This window comes from Ramlibacter sp. 2FC (assembly GCF_005503345.1).
In the GTDB taxonomy this organism is placed as follows: Bacteria; Pseudomonadota; Gammaproteobacteria; order Burkholderiales; family Burkholderiaceae_C; genus SCMQ01.
Genome location: NZ_SCMM01000030.1, coordinates 18,207 through 34,891, shown reverse-complemented (window position 1 = coordinate 34,891; position 16,685 = coordinate 18,207). Strand labels below are relative to the sequence as shown.

Here is a 16,685-nt window from a genome sequence, read left to right as displayed (position 1 = left end):
GGGAACGACAAGAACTACAGAGGTTGAACATCGTGCTGCAAGCCACGGCGCCGCCAGGCCATGCCCTGAAAGACCGGCAGGTCATCTACCAGGCCAATCTGCACATGCTGGCCCTGGCCCTGCTGATTTTCGGCAGCACAGGGCTGCTTGGCCGGCTGCTGTTCCTGCAGCGCCCCTTCGGCAGCGAGCTGCTGCCCCTGGCCGGCAGCGCCATGGTCGGCATCCTGGCCGGGCTGGCCCTGGCCGCCGCGGCGCGCCAGGCGCGCCGGCTGTTCGCGCTCGCGGCCAGCCTGCTGGTCGGTCTGTCCCTGTACGCCCTGCTGGCCGGCCAGATGGAGCCGAAGCCCGGCTGGCTGGACCTCCTCCCGCGCCCGACCCTCGCGGTCGCCGGCATGCTGCTGTGCCTCGCGCTGCATCTGTGCCAGAGGGGCGGCGCCGCGCGCCAGCTGGGCCGGGCGCTGGGCGCGGGCCTGGCGCTGCTGGGCCTGGTGTCGCAGCTGGTGCTCTGGTTCCCCGCGCTGGACATGCTGCGCCTGGGCGCCAAGCAGGCCTCCACCGCCTTCGGCATCGGCAACCTGCTGCTGGTCTGGATAGGCACCACGCTGACGCAGTGGCCGGCATCGCCGGCGCGGCCCCTGGACCGCCGCACCGTGGCCGTGGGTGCGCTGGGCGTGCTGGCCACCTGCCTGGCCTGGTTCCTGCTGAGCTACCAGGCGATCCAGTTCATAGGCGAGCGCGGCGAAGCGCTGCTGTCGCGGGTCGAAGCCCGTTCGCAGCAAGGCGTCGATGGGCGCGTGCAGATGCTGCAGCGCATGGCCGAGCGCTGGCAGGTGCTGGGCGCACTGCCCAGCACCGCCTTCTGGGAACAGGAAGCGCGCAGCTACCTGCGCGACATCCCCAGCCTGGCCTTCATCGCGGTGCTCGACACCGAAGGGCAGACCCATTGGCTGGCGGACCGCGGGCCGGGCGAAGCGGACGCGCTGCGGGCCCACGCCGCCGACGCGGCCTGGCGCGCCAGCGTGCAGCAGGCCTCCCGCCCCCGCCTCGACGCGCTGGGCCAGGCCTCGAGCGCCCTGATCGCCCTGCCCTTGCGGCTGGGCAGCCATCCGGGTTGGCTGCTGGTCGCCGGCCTGGACCTCGAGAGCCTGTTCGCGCCGCTCGAGAAGGAACTGGAAGGCTTCGCCCTGCGCGTCGAGGGCGACAAGGGCCTGGTCTACGACTCCGGCAGCCTGCAGCGCTCGCCCCTGAGCACCCTGGTGGTGGAGCGCCACCTGCGCGTGCGTGGCGGCCAGCCGTGGCGCATGCAGATCTACCACCTGGACAGCCCGAGGAAGCTGTTCGTGGCCGGCCACCTGCCCGCCATGGCGATGCTGACGGGCCTGATCGCCGCGCTGTTCCTGATGATCAACCAGAGCCTCAGCGCGCTGGTCCTGGAGCGCTCCGAGCGGCTGGAAGCCAGTCTGGAGGAACAGGCGCGCACCCAGGCCCTGAACCAGCGCATCATGGCGCATTCGCAGGACGTGCTCTGCTCGATCGACGCCCAGGGGCGCTACACCCAGCTCAGCCCGTCCTGCGAGACGGTGTTCGGCTATCGCCCGCAGGAACTGATCGGCCGCAGCCACCTCGACCACATGCTGGCCGAAGACCGCCCGCAGGCCCACGCGGCAGCCCTGGCCGCGATGGCGGGCCACCCGGCCAGCCAAGTCCGCAGCCGCTACCTGCACCCGGACGGACACAGCGTGCATGTGCTCTGGTCGGCGAGCTGGTCGCCGCAGGACCAGACCCTGTTCGCGGTGGCCCACGACGTCACCAAGCTGGCGCACCAGGTGGCCTTCGTCGAGGAGCAGAGCCGGGTGCTGCGCATGATCTCGACCAACCGGCCGCTCGCCGACACGCTGAAGGCGGTCTGCCTGATGGTCGAGGCCCGGGCGCCGGGCGCCCTGTGCTCGGTGCTGCTGACGGACGCCTCGGTCCAGCATGTGCAGGTCGGGGCCGCGCCCAGCCTGCCCGAGGCCTACAACCAGGCCATCCATGGCGCGGCCGTGGGGCCCCGCGCCGGCAGCTGCGGCACGGCCGTGTTCCGCCGCGAAGCGGTGGTGGTGGAAGACATCCGCCTCGACCCCTTGTGGGAGGACTACCGGGAGCTGGCCGAGCGCCACGGCCTGCGGGCCTGCTGGTCCGTCCCCCTGATATCCAAGGACGGCCGGGTGCTGGGCACCTTCGCGATCTACCACCGCCAGCCCCACAAACCCGGCGAGGAGCAGTTGCAGCTGCTGACCGCCACCGGCCACCTGGCGGCCATCGCCATCGAGCGCGACCACGACCAGCGGCGGCTGGAGACCAGCGAGCAGCGCTTCCGCTCGCTCTACACCTTCAACCCCAACCCGGTGTTCTCGCTGGACCTGGACGGCCGGTTCCTGGGCATGAACGCCGCCGGCATCCGGCTCAGCGGCTACAGCGAGGCCGAGGTCACCGGCCAGCCCTGGGCGGCGGTGGTGGTCCCCGAGGACCGCCAGCGCGTGGCCGCCCATTTCGCGGCGGCCCTCGAGGGCCAGCCGCAGCACTACGAGGCGCGCATCCGCGACCGCCGCAACGCGCAGCTGACCCTGGAGGTCACCCAGCTGCCGATGATGGTCGACGGGCAGCTCGTGGGCATGTTCGGCATCGCCCAGGACATCAGCGAGCAAAGACGCTACGAGGAGGAGCTGAGCCACAACGCCAGCCACGACCTGCTGACCGGCCTGCCCAACCGTGCCCTGCTCGAGGACCGGCTGCGCCTGGCCTGCCAGCTGGGCGCCAGGTCCGGACGACAGCTGGCGGTCATGTTCGTCGACCTCGATGGCTTCAAGCCGATCAACGATGCCTTCGGCCATGCCTGCGGCGACCAGATGCTGGTCGAGGTGGCGCGCCGCATGCAGGCCCAGGTTCGCCCCGGCGACACGGTGGCGCGCATGGGCGGCGACGAGTTCATCGTGCTGCTGCAGGACCTGGCCGATGCGGACGACGTGCCGCCCGTGGCGGAGCGCCTGATCGAGGCGATCGCCAGGCCCTACCGGATCGACGGGGTGGAACTGCACGCCACCGCCAGCATAGGCATCGCCCTGGGCGAGGGCACGGTCAAGGAGCCCATGGGCCTGGTCCAGCAGGCCGACCTGGCCATGTTCAAGGCCAAGCAGGAGGGGCGAAACAACTACCAGTGGTACTCCAGCGACCTCAACCACAAGGTCAGCGAGCGCCTGAGCCTGCGCAACGAGCTGCAGAAGGCCATGAACCGCCGCGACTTCGAGCTGTACTACCAGCCCCAGATCGAAGGCGCCAGCGGTCGCGTCGTCGGCATGGAGGCCCTGCTGCGCTGGCGGCATCCCGAGCGCGGCCTGATCTCGCCGGCGGACTTCATCCCGATCGCCGAGGACAGCGGCCACATCGTCGCGCTGGGCCTGTGGGTGCTGGACACGGCCTGCGTGCACGCCGCCGCCTTGGCCGCGCAGGGCTTGCGGGGCCTGGTCGTCGGCGTCAACATCTCGGCCGTGCAGTTCCAGCGCGACAACCTGGTCGCCAGCGTGCGCGCCGCGCTGGAACTGCACGGCCTGGCCCCCGAACGCCTGGAGCTGGAGATCACCGAGAGCACGCTGATGCAGAACTCCGAGCGCGTCCTCGCGACCCTGCACGAGCTCCACGCCCTGGGCGTGCGCATCGCCCTCGACGACTTCGGCACCGGCTTCTCGGGCCTGAGCTACCTCAAGCGCCTGCCGATCGACACGCTCAAGATCGACCGCGCCTTCGTGCAGGAGGTCGACACCGACGGCCACGACGCGGCCATCTCGCAGGCCATCATCGCCATGGCCCACCACCTCAAGCTCAGGGTGATCGCCGAGGGGGTCGAAACCGAGGCGCAGCTGAAGTTCCTGAGGGACCGGGGCTGCGACGAGTTCCAGGGCTACCACTTCGCCCGGCCCATGCCCTTCGAGGAACTCAGGCGCTTCCTCGCCGAGCGCGCGGCGGGCCAGCCCATGGCATGAGCCGGCCGCCGGCGACCGCGGTCAACGGGCCCCTTCGGAGCAGCTCGCCGGCCAGGGCCCGCTAGATATTGCAGTTGGCGCGCACCTCGGCCAAGGTCGTGCGGCCCGCCAGCGCCCGCTCTATGCCGTCCTGGCGCAGCGTGCGGAACTGGCCATGGCGCATGGCGCTGTGGCGCAGCTGCAGGGGCGTGGCGCCGGTCATGATCAGGTGGCGGATCTCGTCGTCCACGACCAGCAGCTCGTGCAGGCCCAGCCGACCCTTGTAGCCGGTGTGCTCGCACTGCGCGCAGCCGGTCGCCCGGTGGCGCCGCAGCCGCCCGTTCACCCCGAAGCGCTTCAGCCAGTCGGCGCGCAGGGCGTCGCCCTGCGGGCGCGTGTCGGCGGGAAAGGCGCCCAGGTACTCCTGCAGCAGCAGCTCCTCTTCGGCCTCGGACACCGGCTGCGGCGCCTTGCAGGCCTCGCAGAGCTGGCGGACCAGGCGCTGCGCGAGCACCGCCAGCAGCGAGTCGGCAAAGCTGAAGGGGTTGAGCCCCATGTCCAGCAGGCGCGTGATGGTCTCAGGCGCGCTGTTGGTGTGCAAGGTGCTGAGGACCAGGTGGCCCGTCAGCGAGGCCTCGACCGCCAACTGGGCCGTTTCCTCGTCGCGCACCTCGCCGACCATGATGACGTCCGGATCGGCGCGCAGGAAGGTGCGCAGCACCTTGTCGAAGCTCCAGCCTATCTTGGGGTTCACCTGCACCTGGCGCAGGTCGGGGTTGGTGATCTCGATCGGGTTCTCGGCGGTCCAGATCTTGCGCTGCGGCGTGTTCAGGTGCTGCAGCACCGAATGCAGCGTGGTGGTCTTGCCCGAGCCCGTGGGGCCCACGCAGAGCACCATGCCGTAGGGACGCTCCACCACCTGCTGCAGTTGCTCGAAATTGGCCACCGACAGGCCCAGCCGGTCGAGAGGCAGCGGCCTGGCCGAGGACAGGATGCGCATCACCACGTCCTCTGCGCCGCCCTGGGTCGGGATGGTGGCCACGCGCAGCTCGATGTGGTGCTGGCTGGAGAAGCGGACAAAGTCGATCTTGCCGTCCTGCGGCTGGCGCCGCTCGGTGATGTCGAGGTCGCACATGATCTTCAAGCGTGCGACCAGCGCGGTCCGATAGCTTTGCGGCAGCTCCATGTAGGGCACCAGCACGCCGTCCTTGCGGAAGCGGATGCGCACCTTGCGCCGGACATGGGAGGTCTCGATGTGGATGTCGGACACGCCCTGGCGGTGCGCCTCGACGATCATGGCGTTGATCAGCAGCACCAGCGAGTTGTCGGACTGCTCGATCAGCGCCCCGTCGTCGTGGCTCCCGTCCGACTCCTGCTCCAGCGTTTCCAGCAGCCGGCTGACCGCGCCGGAATCCTGCGCCGACTCCTTGCGCTGCTCCTCGACCGCCGAGGAGGACGCCTCCGGCCCGTCGAACCCGGCGCGTGCGTAGGCCTGGGCCACCGCATCCGACAGCTCGCCGCCGCCGGCAATCGCCGTGAGCACCTTGCTTTGGGCCACGAACTCCAGCTCCTCGATGGTGGCCCGGCGGGACGGATCCTCGGCGGCCACCACCAGCAGGCCGTCGCGCGCCAGCAGCGGCAACACGTTCAGGCGGCTGGCCACCGCATGGGGCACCTTGCGCACGGCGTCCACATCCAGGGGAAACGAGTCAACGTTCACCACCGGGAAGCCCATCTTGTGCGCCAGCGCCGTCTGCAGGTCGCGGCGCGACAGCTTGCCACCGCGCACCAGCAGCTCGCCCAGCGGCACCCGGCGGTCGCGCTTTTGCTGCTCCAGGGCATCGTCGATCTGCGCCTGCGACACCAGGCCCAGCGCAAGCAGCGAATCGCCGATGCGCACCAGCGGCATCTTGGACTGCTGCTCCAGTGCCAGCAGCAGCTGATCGGGTGAAACCACCTCCTGCTTCACCAGGTAGTCGCCCAGCCGGCGCTCCCGCAGCGCCGTCTGCTCCTGCACGGCCTGCGCGATTTGCGTCTCGCTCAGCGACTGCTGCGCGACCAGGACGGTGCCCAGCCTATCCCCCACGTGCAGCCCGCGGCAGACCTCGCGCGGGTAGAACAGGCGCTGCACCCTGTCCTGCTCGTCCAGCGGGTGAAACAGGAACAATCCGGCGTCGTTTTCCACATAGCCTATGGTTTCGCCTTCGCGCGGGGTGCCGTCGGCCAGCTCCAGCCGGTACTGGATCCGGGCGCGGTAGGCCAGCAGGTCGTCATGCGCGGACCTGCGTTCCGGCCGCCCCGCCTGCAGCGGCTGCGGCGCCAGCGGCGGCGCCAGCGTGATGCGGCGGATCGCGTCAAAGCGCAGCGGCGCCGGGGCGCGTCCACCGGGCACATGGACCAGCGCCGCGCGACTCCCGGCGTCCAGCCCCATCAGCAGCCCCCGCAGGACATGACCGTTCACGCCCTCGACCTCGCAGGCCAGGGATCGCCCCTGCGAGGCGACCGTGGCGTAACTGGCATAGGGCGGAGTGGGCCAGCTGAGGGGGGGATCGGCCGGGGGGTGCGGCGGGATCGCCGCCATGGGTGAGGTACCAACAGGGCTCATGGATCTCGGGCTGGGTAGAAACGGGGGGCCAATGGCGTCGATGCGGATGCCGCCACTGTACCGCCTGCAAGGCTGATTCGTGCCGGCGCCCACCCGGCAGGCCGACCCGACAGCCCCTTGCCGGTAAAATCACGCCATCGTCCGGCTGCTGGCCCCTCGCCCGGACCGGCACCCGGTCCGCGCCGCCCAGGCGCCCGCGCGCCCTGCCCTCATCTTCTGGAACCCTCGTGTCCTACGCCCAAGAAACGCGGCGCCGCCGCACCTTTGCCATCATCTCCCACCCCGACGCGGGCAAGACCACGCTGACGGAAAAGCTGCTGCTGTTCTCGGGCGCGATCCAGATCGCCGGCTCGGTCAAGGCGCGCAAGGCCAGCCGCCACGCCACCTCGGACTGGATGGAGATCGAAAAGCAGCGCGGCATCTCAGTGGCCTCGTCGGTGATGCAGATGCTGTACCGCGAGCACGTGGTCAACCTGCTGGACACGCCCGGCCACAAGGACTTCTCGGAAGACACCTACCGCGTGCTCACCGCGGTGGACTCGGCGCTGATGGTGATCGACGCCGCCAACGGCGTGGAAAGCCAGACGCGGCGCCTGATCGAGGTCTGCCGCCAGCGCGACACGCCCATCATCACCTTCGTCAACAAGATGGACCGCGAGGTGCGCGACCCGCTGGACATCCTGGACGAGGTCGAGCGCGAGCTCGGCATGCCCTGCGTGCCCATGACCTGGCCGGTCGGCCAGGGCAAGCATTTCGGCGGCATCATCAACCTGCGCAGCCAGACCATGACGGTGTTCGAGTCCGGCAGCGAGCGCCGCCCGCAGGACTTCGAGACCCTCCCGCTTTCGGATACGGCGACGCTGAAGGCGCGCTTCGGCAGCGAGTGGGACGCCGCACTCGAGAGCATGGAGCTGGCAACCGGCGCCTCGCCGACCTGGGACCACGAGGCCTTCCTGGCCGGCAAGCAGACCCCGGTGTTCTTCGGCTCGGGCGTGAACAACTTCGGCGTGATGGAGGTGCTGGACGCCCTGGTCGACCTGGCGCCGCCCCCAGGCCCGCGCAAGAGCTCGCTGGTCGCCAACAAGCAGACCGTCGAGAAGATCATCCAGCCCGATGACGAGGGCTTCTCCGGCGTGGTGTTCAAGGTCCAGGCGAACATGGACGCGAACCACCGCGACCGCATCGCCTTCGTGCGCATGGCTTCCGGCAAGTTCACGCCGGGCATGAAGCTCAAGGTGCAGCGCACCGGCAAGGAGCTGCGCCCGACCTCGGTGGTCACCTTTATGTCGCAGCGGCGCGAGGCCGTCGACGAGGCCTACGCGGGCGACATCATCGGTTTCACCACGCACGGCGGCGTGCAGCTGGGCGACACCATCACCGACGGCGCCAGCCTGCAGTTCACCGGCCTGCCCTTCTTCGCGCCCGAGCTGTTCATGACCGTGATCCTCAAGAACCCGCTGCGCACCAAGCAGCTGCAGACCGGGCTGGAGCAGCTCGGCGAGGAAGGCGCGATCCAGGTCTTCAAGCCCGAGGTCGGCGGCCCCATGCTGCTGGGCGCCGTGGGCCAGCTGCAATTCGAGGTGGTGCAGCACCGCCTGAAGGCCGAGTACGACTGCGACGTGCGGCTGGAAGGCTGCCAGTACACCGGCGCGCGCTGGATCACCGCCGACACGCCGGCCGAGCTGCGCGAGTTCATGAACGCCTACCCGCAGCGCCTGGCCAAGGATGCCGCGGACACGCTGGCCTACCTCTGCACCAGCCCCTACGACGTGCGCCTGGCGCAGGAGCGCTTTCCCAAGATCCACTTCCACCCGCTGCGCGAGCATGCGGGCCTGGCGCTGCAGAGCGCCGGCTGACCCCCCCGGGCCGGGCCGCGACCATGCTGCCGCTCGCGCACTGGCCCGCGGCCGAGCGCCGGCAAATCGCCGGCGTGTTCACCGACATCGACGACACGCTGACCACGGCCGGCGCGATCACGCACCAGGCCTCGAGGCTTCGACCACCGTTCGCCGCCGCGACGCGACTCAATTTGGGCGAATGTTCTGGTTCATGTGGAAGAAATTGCTCGGGTCGTACTTTGTCTTGAGCTCCTGGAGGCGACGGTAGTTGGGCCCATAGGCGGCGGCGGTCGGATCGCCCGTCTCGTCATCGGACAGGTAATTCACATAACGACCAGAGGCCATGAAGGACTCCATCGCCGCGTACGTTTCCCGGGCCCACGCGATGCAGCGTTCAGTATGGGCCGGATCGATCCATTCGGAGAGCACGAGAAGGTTGTGACCGTCGGCGCGGTGTGGGAAGGCGGTGTCGCTAGCGCCCACCCGCGTTGCCGCGCCGTGGAAGTGCTCGAGGAGCAGTTGGCCCATCGGCGTAGGGCAGCGAGCGAAGCAGTCGATCATCGTATCGATGGCATCGTCGCTCAATTGCGCGAGGAAGCTCGACTTCCAATAGTTGAGCGCCCCTTTGGGAAAGCCTGCGTCGAGCATCCCGTTGAGCTGACAGTAAGGCATCGGGCCGATGGCATCCACCACCGGGGAGCCGAATTGCTTGAGCGGCCGCGTCGCCGTTTCGCCGATGTCGAGCACGCCACAGTGACACGTCACCATAGCCACCAGCTTCGCGCCCGATCCGTCGGGAGCGTGAACGAGCCCCCCGAACACAGTCATCTCATCAGGCAGCGACGCGGTGAAATCGCGGAAGAACCTCAGCACGTCACGAGCGTGTTCGAATGGATGTGCGACCAACCCGCCGGTGATCGCAGGCCCAACCGGGTGAAGCTGATACTCGAATGAGGTCGCCACGCCAAAGTTGCCCCCTCCGCCTCGAAGGGCCCAGAACAGATCGGGTTCCTCATCCTTGTTCACGCGCAACACCCGGCCTTCGGCGGTGACGAGCTCGACGGCGCGAAGGTTGTCGAGCGCCAATCCGTACTTGCCCATCAGCCAGCCCAGTCCACCGCCGAGGGTAAGCCCCGCGATGCCGGTGCTAGACACCACGCCGCCCGTGACCGCCAGGCCGTGCAGCTGCGTCTCGCGGTTGAACTCGGCCCAGGTGACGCCGCCTTGGGCCCGCGCGATACGGGTATGCGGATCAACGTGAATGCCTTTCATCGGCGCCAGATCGATCATCAGCCCAGCGTCGACGGTTGCGCGCCCCGCCACGTTGTGGCCGCCGCCACGGACAGCCACCTCGAGATTCAGCTTTTGCGCAAGCTTGACCGCGTCCACGACGTCGGCCACGCCACGGCATCGGGCTATCAATGCAGGGCGTTTGTCAACCAAACCGTTGTGCACTTTCCTTGCCTCCTCGTAGCCTGCGTCGGTGGGCTGGAGGAGTTGCCCCGAGAACCTGCTGGCGAGCTCGGTAACAGTGTCGGCGAGGGATGATGTCATGACCTTTTGCTCCTTCGAATCTGAAAGGACCGTCAACGTTCGAGCTGAGCCGTCCGCAGCGGACGGACGCCTTGCTCGCTTGGCCGATGATGAACAAGCTCAGTCAGGCTGGCAAGGCGGCCGGCCGTGGAGGGGCGCCTCTCGCAGGGTCAGGCTGCATCACGTACGCGGGCCAACCTCTTTGACTCTCTGCTTTTCCCCATGAAGTTCGACATGTCAGCCCAACCGCCCAGCCTACGCTGACGGGGGTTGCAGGCGGCTCAAGACATCAAGCATTCCAGGAGAGGTATCGGTGTGGTGGTGGATGAGCTTCCATCCACCGGCTTCGCGCTTATAGATGTTGGTGACTCGATGCTCGAGGCTGACATGGTGCCCCGCCATCTTGAACTCACCATGCTCTACGCCCAATTCATAGGCCATGTCGCCGAGCACTTGAATGAACTGGTCGTTCAGGCCGATCTTGGCGTCTGCTGCCATGCCTGCTACTTGGTCAAATGAGTCCCGTACCGCGTCCCAGCCCGTGGTTCGGCCACCAATGGGATGCATCGCCGTCACCGTAGGACCGTGGGACCACGCATCGGACATTGCACCCTTTTCGCCGTTACCCATGCGATTCAACGCAGCATAGAACTTCTCAGAAGCTTCACGGACGTCACCTTCCGCTGACATGGTTAGTCTCCTTACGTCGATGCCCATCTGGGGCGCGCGCGCCGGATCGGTACGGCACGATCGGGGCTGATGCTTGCCGGTATCTTCAGGAATTTAGAACAACAGCTTCGCCCAGTGTCAGATGCCTTTCAGTGCGAAAGAAGGTATTAGAAGTCTCGATGCCTGACGAGTCAAGCGGCTGCGGCCCCTTGGGCCTGGGCGGTGGAACACGGCAGTCGGCCATGGAGCGATGGACGTCGTTGCGGCGAGGCCGGAAAGGTCGACGGACGCGCGGCAACATGTCGGGCAGTTGGCCGCTGATGTCCGCGATGTGCCCATTGCGGTCGCTCGCGCTGCGCAAGACCGGACGCCCGCGGTCACGCAGCATCGGCCACCTCCGGTCATCCGTGCCTCAAGAAGAACCAGCCGCCAACGGCCGGTTTCAAGGTAGAGCTCCTACGGGAGCAGGCCCACGAGGTCTTTTTTGGGTCAGACAGCGCCCGGGGGCGCTGTGAATGGGCTTTGTCAGACCTCGAGTTGTTCCGCAAGGTCCAATGCGTCGTCTACCTCGATACCCAAATAGCGCACCGTGCTCTCCAGCTTGGTATGCCCGAGCAAGATTTGGACTGCCCGGAGATTCCTGGTCTTCTTGTAGATCATCGACGCCTTGCTGCGGCGCATGGAATGGGTCCCGTACTCCCTCGAGTCAAGTCCGATCTGATCTACCCATCCATGCAGGATCCGGCCGTACTGGCGGGTGCCAATGTGCGGGGACCGGTGAACTCGGCTGGGAAACAGGTAATCATCCGAGCGCAGGCCGGCCTCACGAATCCACGCCTCCACGGCTTCCCGGGTGGTTGGTGTGATTTCGAACTGGACGGGTCGCTGGGTCTTGCTCTGCATGACGATGGCCCGATTTGCGACTCTGTCACCGTGGCAAACGTCCCTCACACGGAGTGCGACGAGATCGCACCCTCGAAGCTTGCTATCGAAGCCAAGGTTAAACAGCGCGAGCTCCTTAATACGATGCTGCATCTGAAGGAGAAGCCGGATCGCCCAGATGTCCTTCGGCTTGAGCGGCGCCTTTTGTCCAACCAGCTTGCCCTTGTTCCAGGGTTCACGCCTTGCGGTCGTGGCTATTGCATCCATCATGGTCTCCTAGGAAAGAGGACGGGGCTCCGTCCATCCAGCGAGACCAAGGCCACCCCTGGCACCCGCCGGATCCATGACTGCGTACCAGCGTACTGCGGATCCTGTCCGAGGAATGAGAACTTACAGCTTATCAATGCGCTGCAGAGTTACAAAATAGAGACAATTCAGGCGTTGACCTGTGTGCTCGCCATTGATCTCCGCTACCATGAATAAAAATATCTAGGACTCCAGGGAGGGAGCAAGAATGAGCGCAAGCGCTGCAGTTGAGGCCTGCGCGTTAGATGAGGCAGTCCGGGATATCCGGGGGACGGCGAACAACCAATCCATCTTGGGGGCACTTGCTGCCCTGTGCTCCATCGCCAGATTCCATCTGGTCGCGGCCGACCCGGCCACGTTGGCCCACCAACTGGGTATCTCCTCTACTGAGGCCGTGAGCTCGGCCGTGCTGCTACGTGCGGCAAAGCATCTTGGTCTCAAGGCCAAACTGTCGAGCACTACGGTAGGCCGTCTCTCTCTGACCCCTCTTCCTGCCTTGGCGCTGATGCGTTCGGAAGACGGAGCTCCGCGTGTCGTCATCCTGGCCCAGTGCGACAGCAAGCGCGTGCTGCTGCAGGACCCGTCCGCTACAGCAGTGGGCGGCGCCGGCCGCCCCACCATCGAGTCGGTCGAAGCTTTTGCCGCTCAGTGGACCGGTGAACTCATCCTGATCACCAGCCGCGCGAGCCTGGCGGGTGAACTCGCACGCTTTGACTTCTCCTGGTTCATCCCCAGTCTGGTCAAGTACCGCCGGCTCCTCGGTGAAGTGCTGCTCATCTCCTTCATGCTGCAGCTGTTCGCTCTCGTCAGCCCACTGTTCTTCCAGGTCGTCATGGACAAGGTGCTGGTGCACAAAGGCGTGACCACGCTGGACGTGCTCGTCATCGGCCTATTCGTGGTCGTCGTCTTCGAGAGCGTGCTGAATGGCCTGCGCGCCTACGTCTTCAGCCACACCACCAGTCGTATCGACGTGGAACTCGGCGCCCGCTTGTTCCGCCACCTGGTGCAGTTGCCTCTGGCCTACTTCCAGGCGCGCCGCGTGGGCGACTCGGTGGCGCGCGTGCGCGAGCTGGAGAACATCCGCAGCTTCCTTACCGGCAATGCGCTCACCGTCGTGCTCGACGTATTTTTTTCCATCGTATTCATTGCCGTCATGCTGCTGTACAGCGTGCCGCTCACCCTCATCGTGCTCGCGAGCCTGCCGCTGTATTTCGGCTTGAGCCTGCTCGTCGTGCCCGTCTTGCGCCGGCGCCTGGATGCCAAGTTCGCGCGCGGGGCGGAGAACCAGGCCATGCTGGTGGAAACCGTCACCGGTATCCAGACCGTCAAGGCCACGGCCCTTGAGCCTGCCTTCGCTCGCCGCTGGGAGAACCAACTCGCCGCCTATGTCTCGGCCAGCTTCAAAACACAAAGCCTTGCAGCCTGGGCGCACGAAGGCGTCAACCTCATTGGCAAGTTGGTCAACGCCGCCACGCTCTGGTACGGGGCCCATCTGGTGATGGGTAACGAGTTGACTGTGGGCCAGTTCGTCGCCTTCAACATGTTCGCCCAGCGCGTGGCTCAGCCCATCATGCGCATGGCCCAGTTGTGGACGGACTTCCAGCAAACCGGTATCTCGGTGGCCCGCCTGGGCGACATCCTCAACACCCGCACCGAGGTGCCGCCTGCGAACGCGGCCCAATTGCCTCCCGTCAAAGGCCGCATCACGCTCGATGGCGTCACCTTCCGCTACCGGCCTGAAGCCTCGCCAGCACTCAACAACATCAGCCTCGATATGCAGCCCGGCGAAATCGTCGGCATCGTGGGCCGCTCGGGCTCCGGCAAGAGCACCCTTACCAAGCTCGTGCAGCGCCTGTACGTGCCCGAGCAGGGCCGGCTGCTGGTGGATGGCATCGACATCAGTCTGATCGACGCCGCCCAGCTGCGGCGACAGGTCGGCGTCGTGCTGCAAGAAAACCTACTGTTCAACCGCAGCGTGCGCGAGAACATCGCCATTGCCGACCCGGCTGCCCCCATCGAGGCCGTTGTTCATGCCGCGCAACTGGCCGGCGCGCACGATTTCATCAGCGAACTGCCCGAAGGCTACGACACCCTCGTGGGCGAACAGGGGTCATCGCTCTCCGGCGGCCAGCGTCAGCGTATCGCCATTGCGCGGGCCCTGTTTACTAACCCGCGCATCCTGATCCTGGATGAGGCTACCAGCGCACTCGACTATGAAAGCGAGGCCATCATTCAGCGCAACATGGCCCAGATCTGTCGTGGCCGCACCGTGCTCATCATTGCGCACCGCCTGTCGGCTGTGCGGCACGCCCAACGAATCATCGTCGTGGACAAGGGCCGCCTCGTGGAGGCCGGCCCGCACGACCTACTGGTCAAGCAGCCCAAGGGCCTGTATGCGCACCTATGGCGCATGCAGGATGGCAGTCGCCCGGCCGACGGAGATGAGGGATGAGCGATACCGCCCTGAAGCACCCGGCGCGAGAGCTGCTGGCCCGCTACGGCGCCATCTTGCGTGCCGCCTGGCAGGCTCGCCATGAGCTCGCGGGCCCATCGCGGCTGGCCGACGAGATTGCGTTCCTGCCTGCGGCGCTCAGCCTGCAAGAGACCCCGGTGCACCCGGCGCCGCGCCGCCTCGCCTGGGCCATCATGGCGCTGTTCGTTCTGGCCCTGGTCTGGTCCATCGTTGGGAAGATCGACATCGTGGCCGTGGCGTCGGGCCGCATAGTCGTGAGCGATCGCACCAAGCTCATCCAGCCGCTGCAGACCAGCGTGGTGCGTCGCATCATGGTCAAGGACGGCGATCGTGTGCACGAAGGCCAGGTGCTGGTGGAGCTGGATCCCACCATCGCCAGTGCGGACAAGGCCAGTGTCCGTGAGCAGTTGAGTTCGACGGTCAGCGAGGCGCTGCGCACAGCCGCGCTGCTCAAAGGGCTGGATGGCGGCCGCGTACCGACGCTGGACGACTCCCATGCCGATGCCACCATGCGCGCCCAGCTGAGCGCGGAGTGGCAGGACATCACAGCCAAACTCGCGAGGCTCGACGCCGAAGCTGCGCGTCGAAGGGCAGAAGTGGGGACTGTGCTCGAGAGCATTGCCAAACTCGAGGCCACCGTGCCCATGGCCCGCGCGCGCGAAGCCGACTTCCGGAAGCTCGTGGACCAAGGCTACATCTCCGGCCATGCCACGCAGGACAAGACCCGCGAGCGTATCGAGCTGGAGCGTGACCTGGCTACGTTGCGTGCTCGGCTGATCGAAGCGCAGTCTGCTCTAAGCGAAAGTCAGCAGAGCAAGGCCGCATACCTGGCCGAAACCCGCCGCACGCTCTACGACCGCCACGCCCAGGCGAACTCGAGGCGACAGCAACTCGCGCAGGAAGACACCAAGGCCAGCCAGCGCGAGCGCCTGACCCAGCTCACCGCCCCTGTCACCGGCATGGTGCAGCAATTGGCTGTGCACACCGCTGGTGGCGTAGTCACGGAGGCGCAGCCACTCATGGTGATCGTGCCGGAGGAGGCGCAGGTGACGGCCGAGGTGACGCTGGACAACAAAGACGTGGGTTTCGTGAATGCGGGCCAGGGGGCGGAGATCAAGCTGGAGACTTTCCCGTACACGCGCTATGGAACGGTGCCTGCCACCGTGCATCGCGTGACGGCCGATGCGGTGAACGACGAGAAGCGAGGAGCGGTTTTCCCCGTCACGCTCGCACTGGGCCAGCACCAGATTGCCGTTGACGGTAGGCCCATTCACCTAAGTCCAGGCATGAACGTGACGGCAGAAATAAAGACCGGGCAGCGGCGGGTTATTGAATACCTGCTTAGTCCGATTCGGCGAACAGGCAATGAGAGTTTTGGGGAGCGATAGATTGTTGCGCCGGCTATTTTTGGGGGCGAGGTGGTAATTTATAAACATCACCGACCGAGCGCAAGTGGTTTTCGCCTTCGGACGATTCGCTCTTAAAGTGCTCTTAAAAATTTTTCATCGTTTCTTGCTGACCTCGTTTGGTGAGAATTTTTTGTGGACAATGGCCTGAAAAATGTGAACTGCTTTTGAGGAGCAACTATGCGGAATTTTGTATTCTGGTTATTGGTCGTTATGGCGGCTTGGGCGCCAATGTTTAGTCTTGGATATTACGTAAACGGTGGTCAAGAAGATCGCTTGGATAGCGCGCTTTCGAAGATGACCCGCAGCGGTAGCTTCGCACGGCGTTGCCTGGGTGGTTTCCTTCACTTGTTGATGGGGAAGATCAGCCGCTGGGTTTTCTCTGTCATTGGTTTCTTGGGGTTATTTATTGCCAAATTGGGAAGCTTACTGTGAACTTTGCCGACGCGATTTCGACAACTCAAACAGCGGCAGCTCTGGCTGCGCGCATGATGGGCGGCCCGTTTGCAGCAGGGTTCGCCAATTTTCTACTGGGTCAAGCAAGCTTCACCGCGCAATTGGCCGATTTGGGGCAGAAGATTCAGGATGGCACGGCGATGCCTTCTGACTATGCCGATGTTTTTCAGGCGGGCGGGAATATTCTCACAGGGCTTGGAGTAATGACTGGGCTAGCCGGTCCAGTTACGCTCGGTGTCTGGACTGCGGTAGGAATTGGACTCTTTGTTTACAAGTACAAAGAGGAAATCTCTGAGACGTGGAACGCCTTGGGCACACAACCGTATCAGTGGAAATACGATTTGCCTGCTGACTTTCAGGTCGAAATTGATCGTCAAGCCCAGGCTTTATTCAATCCGTTTGATTCCTACGATACCAACTCGCAGATTAATGGCGTTAGGGAGGCGCTGATTAATTCGGCTCGACATCCTTTGGCCTCAATGAAATCAATGAGTTATGAAGGATAAGGTGCTTAAAAAG

General features: G+C 65.8%; 10 protein-coding genes. 6 read left to right on the top strand and 4 right to left on the bottom strand.

Annotation, left to right across the window (positions count from 1 at the left end; translation table 11 throughout):
* Positions 1-32 precede the first annotated feature (32 nt).
* On the top strand, positions 33-4,019 hold the full coding sequence (locus FFS10_RS13960; protein ID WP_137916463.1) for an EAL domain-containing protein: 3,987 nt from the start codon (positions 33-35) through the stop codon (positions 4,017-4,019).
* Positions 4,020-4,080: 61 nt separating this feature from the next.
* Here the strand turns inward: FFS10_RS13960 and FFS10_RS13955 are convergent, their stop codons facing one another.
* Entirely contained in the window at positions 4,081-6,603 is a 2,523-nt protein-coding gene (locus FFS10_RS13955; protein ID WP_249931299.1) for a GspE/PulE family protein, read from the bottom strand.
* A 227-nt stretch (positions 6,604-6,830) separates the two neighbouring features.
* On the opposite strand from FFS10_RS13955, the gene FFS10_RS13950 reads away from it, so the two are divergent.
* Positions 6,831-8,459 (top strand): peptide chain release factor 3, encoded by a 1,629-nt coding sequence (locus tag FFS10_RS13950; protein WP_137895075.1) that lies wholly within the window; start codon positions 6,831-6,833, stop codon positions 8,457-8,459.
* A 168-nt stretch (positions 8,460-8,627) separates the two neighbouring features.
* Here FFS10_RS13950 and FFS10_RS13940 read toward each other — a convergent pair whose 3' ends face one another.
* The 3 genes from FFS10_RS13940 to FFS10_RS13930 all read right to left on the bottom strand — a co-directional run bounded on the left by FFS10_RS13940 (position 8,628) and on the right by FFS10_RS13930 (position 11,792).
* The gene (locus tag FFS10_RS13940; RefSeq protein ID WP_137895074.1) at positions 8,628-9,995 is read right to left on the bottom strand and encodes an FAD-binding oxidoreductase; all 1,368 of its coding nucleotides are present in this window, start codon (positions 9,993-9,995) and stop codon (positions 8,628-8,630) included.
* A 234-nt stretch (positions 9,996-10,229) separates the two neighbouring features.
* On the bottom strand, positions 10,230-10,664 hold the full coding sequence (locus FFS10_RS13935; RefSeq protein ID WP_137895073.1) for a YybH family protein: 435 nt from the start codon (positions 10,662-10,664) through the stop codon (positions 10,230-10,232).
* A gap of 504 nt (positions 10,665-11,168) precedes the next feature.
* Positions 11,169-11,792 carry a tyrosine-type recombinase/integrase gene (locus FFS10_RS13930; RefSeq protein ID WP_137895100.1) on the bottom strand — a complete coding sequence of 208 codons (624 nt, stop codon included), beginning with the start codon at positions 11,790-11,792 and terminating at the stop codon, positions 11,169-11,171.
* Between the two features lie 247 nt (positions 11,793-12,039).
* On the opposite strand from FFS10_RS13930, the gene FFS10_RS13925 reads away from it, so the two are divergent.
* The 4 genes from FFS10_RS13925 (at position 12,040) to FFS10_RS13910 (ending at position 16,672) form a co-directional block, all read left to right on the top strand.
* Positions 12,040-14,283: a type I secretion system permease/ATPase gene (locus FFS10_RS13925; protein ID WP_137895072.1), complete on the top strand. Its 2,244-nt coding sequence runs from the start codon at positions 12,040-12,042 to the stop codon at positions 14,281-14,283.
* Positions 14,280-15,692 carry an HlyD family type I secretion periplasmic adaptor subunit gene (locus tag FFS10_RS13920; RefSeq protein WP_137895071.1) on the top strand — a complete coding sequence of 471 codons (1,413 nt, stop codon included), beginning with the start codon at positions 14,280-14,282 and terminating at the stop codon, positions 15,690-15,692. The genes FFS10_RS13925 and FFS10_RS13920 overlap by 4 nt, the downstream gene beginning before the upstream one ends.
* Before the next feature lie 198 nt (positions 15,693-15,890).
* A complete protein-coding gene (locus tag FFS10_RS13915) occupies positions 15,891-16,145 on the top strand; it encodes a hypothetical protein (RefSeq protein WP_137895070.1) in 255 nt (84 codons plus the stop codon).
* A complete protein-coding gene (locus tag FFS10_RS13910) occupies positions 16,142-16,672 on the top strand; it encodes a hypothetical protein (protein ID WP_137895069.1) in 531 nt (176 codons plus the stop codon). Before FFS10_RS13915 ends, FFS10_RS13910 begins: the two co-directional genes overlap by 4 nt.
* The last annotated feature ends 13 nt before the right edge of the window (positions 16,673-16,685 follow it).

Excerpts from the sequence above, each read along its gene's own strand:
- FFS10_RS13935 (WP_137895073.1), bottom strand. The coding sequence starts at position 10,664 with ATGTCAGCGGAAGGTGACGTCCGTGAAGCTTCTGAGAAGTTCTATGCT.
- FFS10_RS13920 (WP_137895071.1), top strand. The coding sequence starts at position 14,280 with ATGAGCGATACCGCCCTGAAGCACCCGGCGCGAGAGCTGCTGGCCCGC.
- FFS10_RS13915 (WP_137895070.1), top strand. The coding sequence starts at position 15,891 with ATGCGGAATTTTGTATTCTGGTTATTGGTCGTTATGGCGGCTTGGGCG.
- FFS10_RS13925 (WP_137895072.1), top strand. The coding sequence starts at position 12,040 with ATGAGCGCAAGCGCTGCAGTTGAGGCCTGCGCGTTAGATGAGGCAGTC.
- FFS10_RS13955 (WP_249931299.1), bottom strand. The coding sequence starts at position 6,603 with ATGAGCCCTGTTGGTACCTCACCCATGGCGGCGATCCCGCCGCACCCC.
- FFS10_RS13940 (WP_137895074.1), bottom strand. The coding sequence starts at position 9,995 with ATGACATCATCCCTCGCCGACACTGTTACCGAGCTCGCCAGCAGGTTC.
- FFS10_RS13930 (WP_137895100.1), bottom strand. The coding sequence starts at position 11,792 with ATGGATGCAATAGCCACGACCGCAAGGCGTGAACCCTGGAACAAGGGC.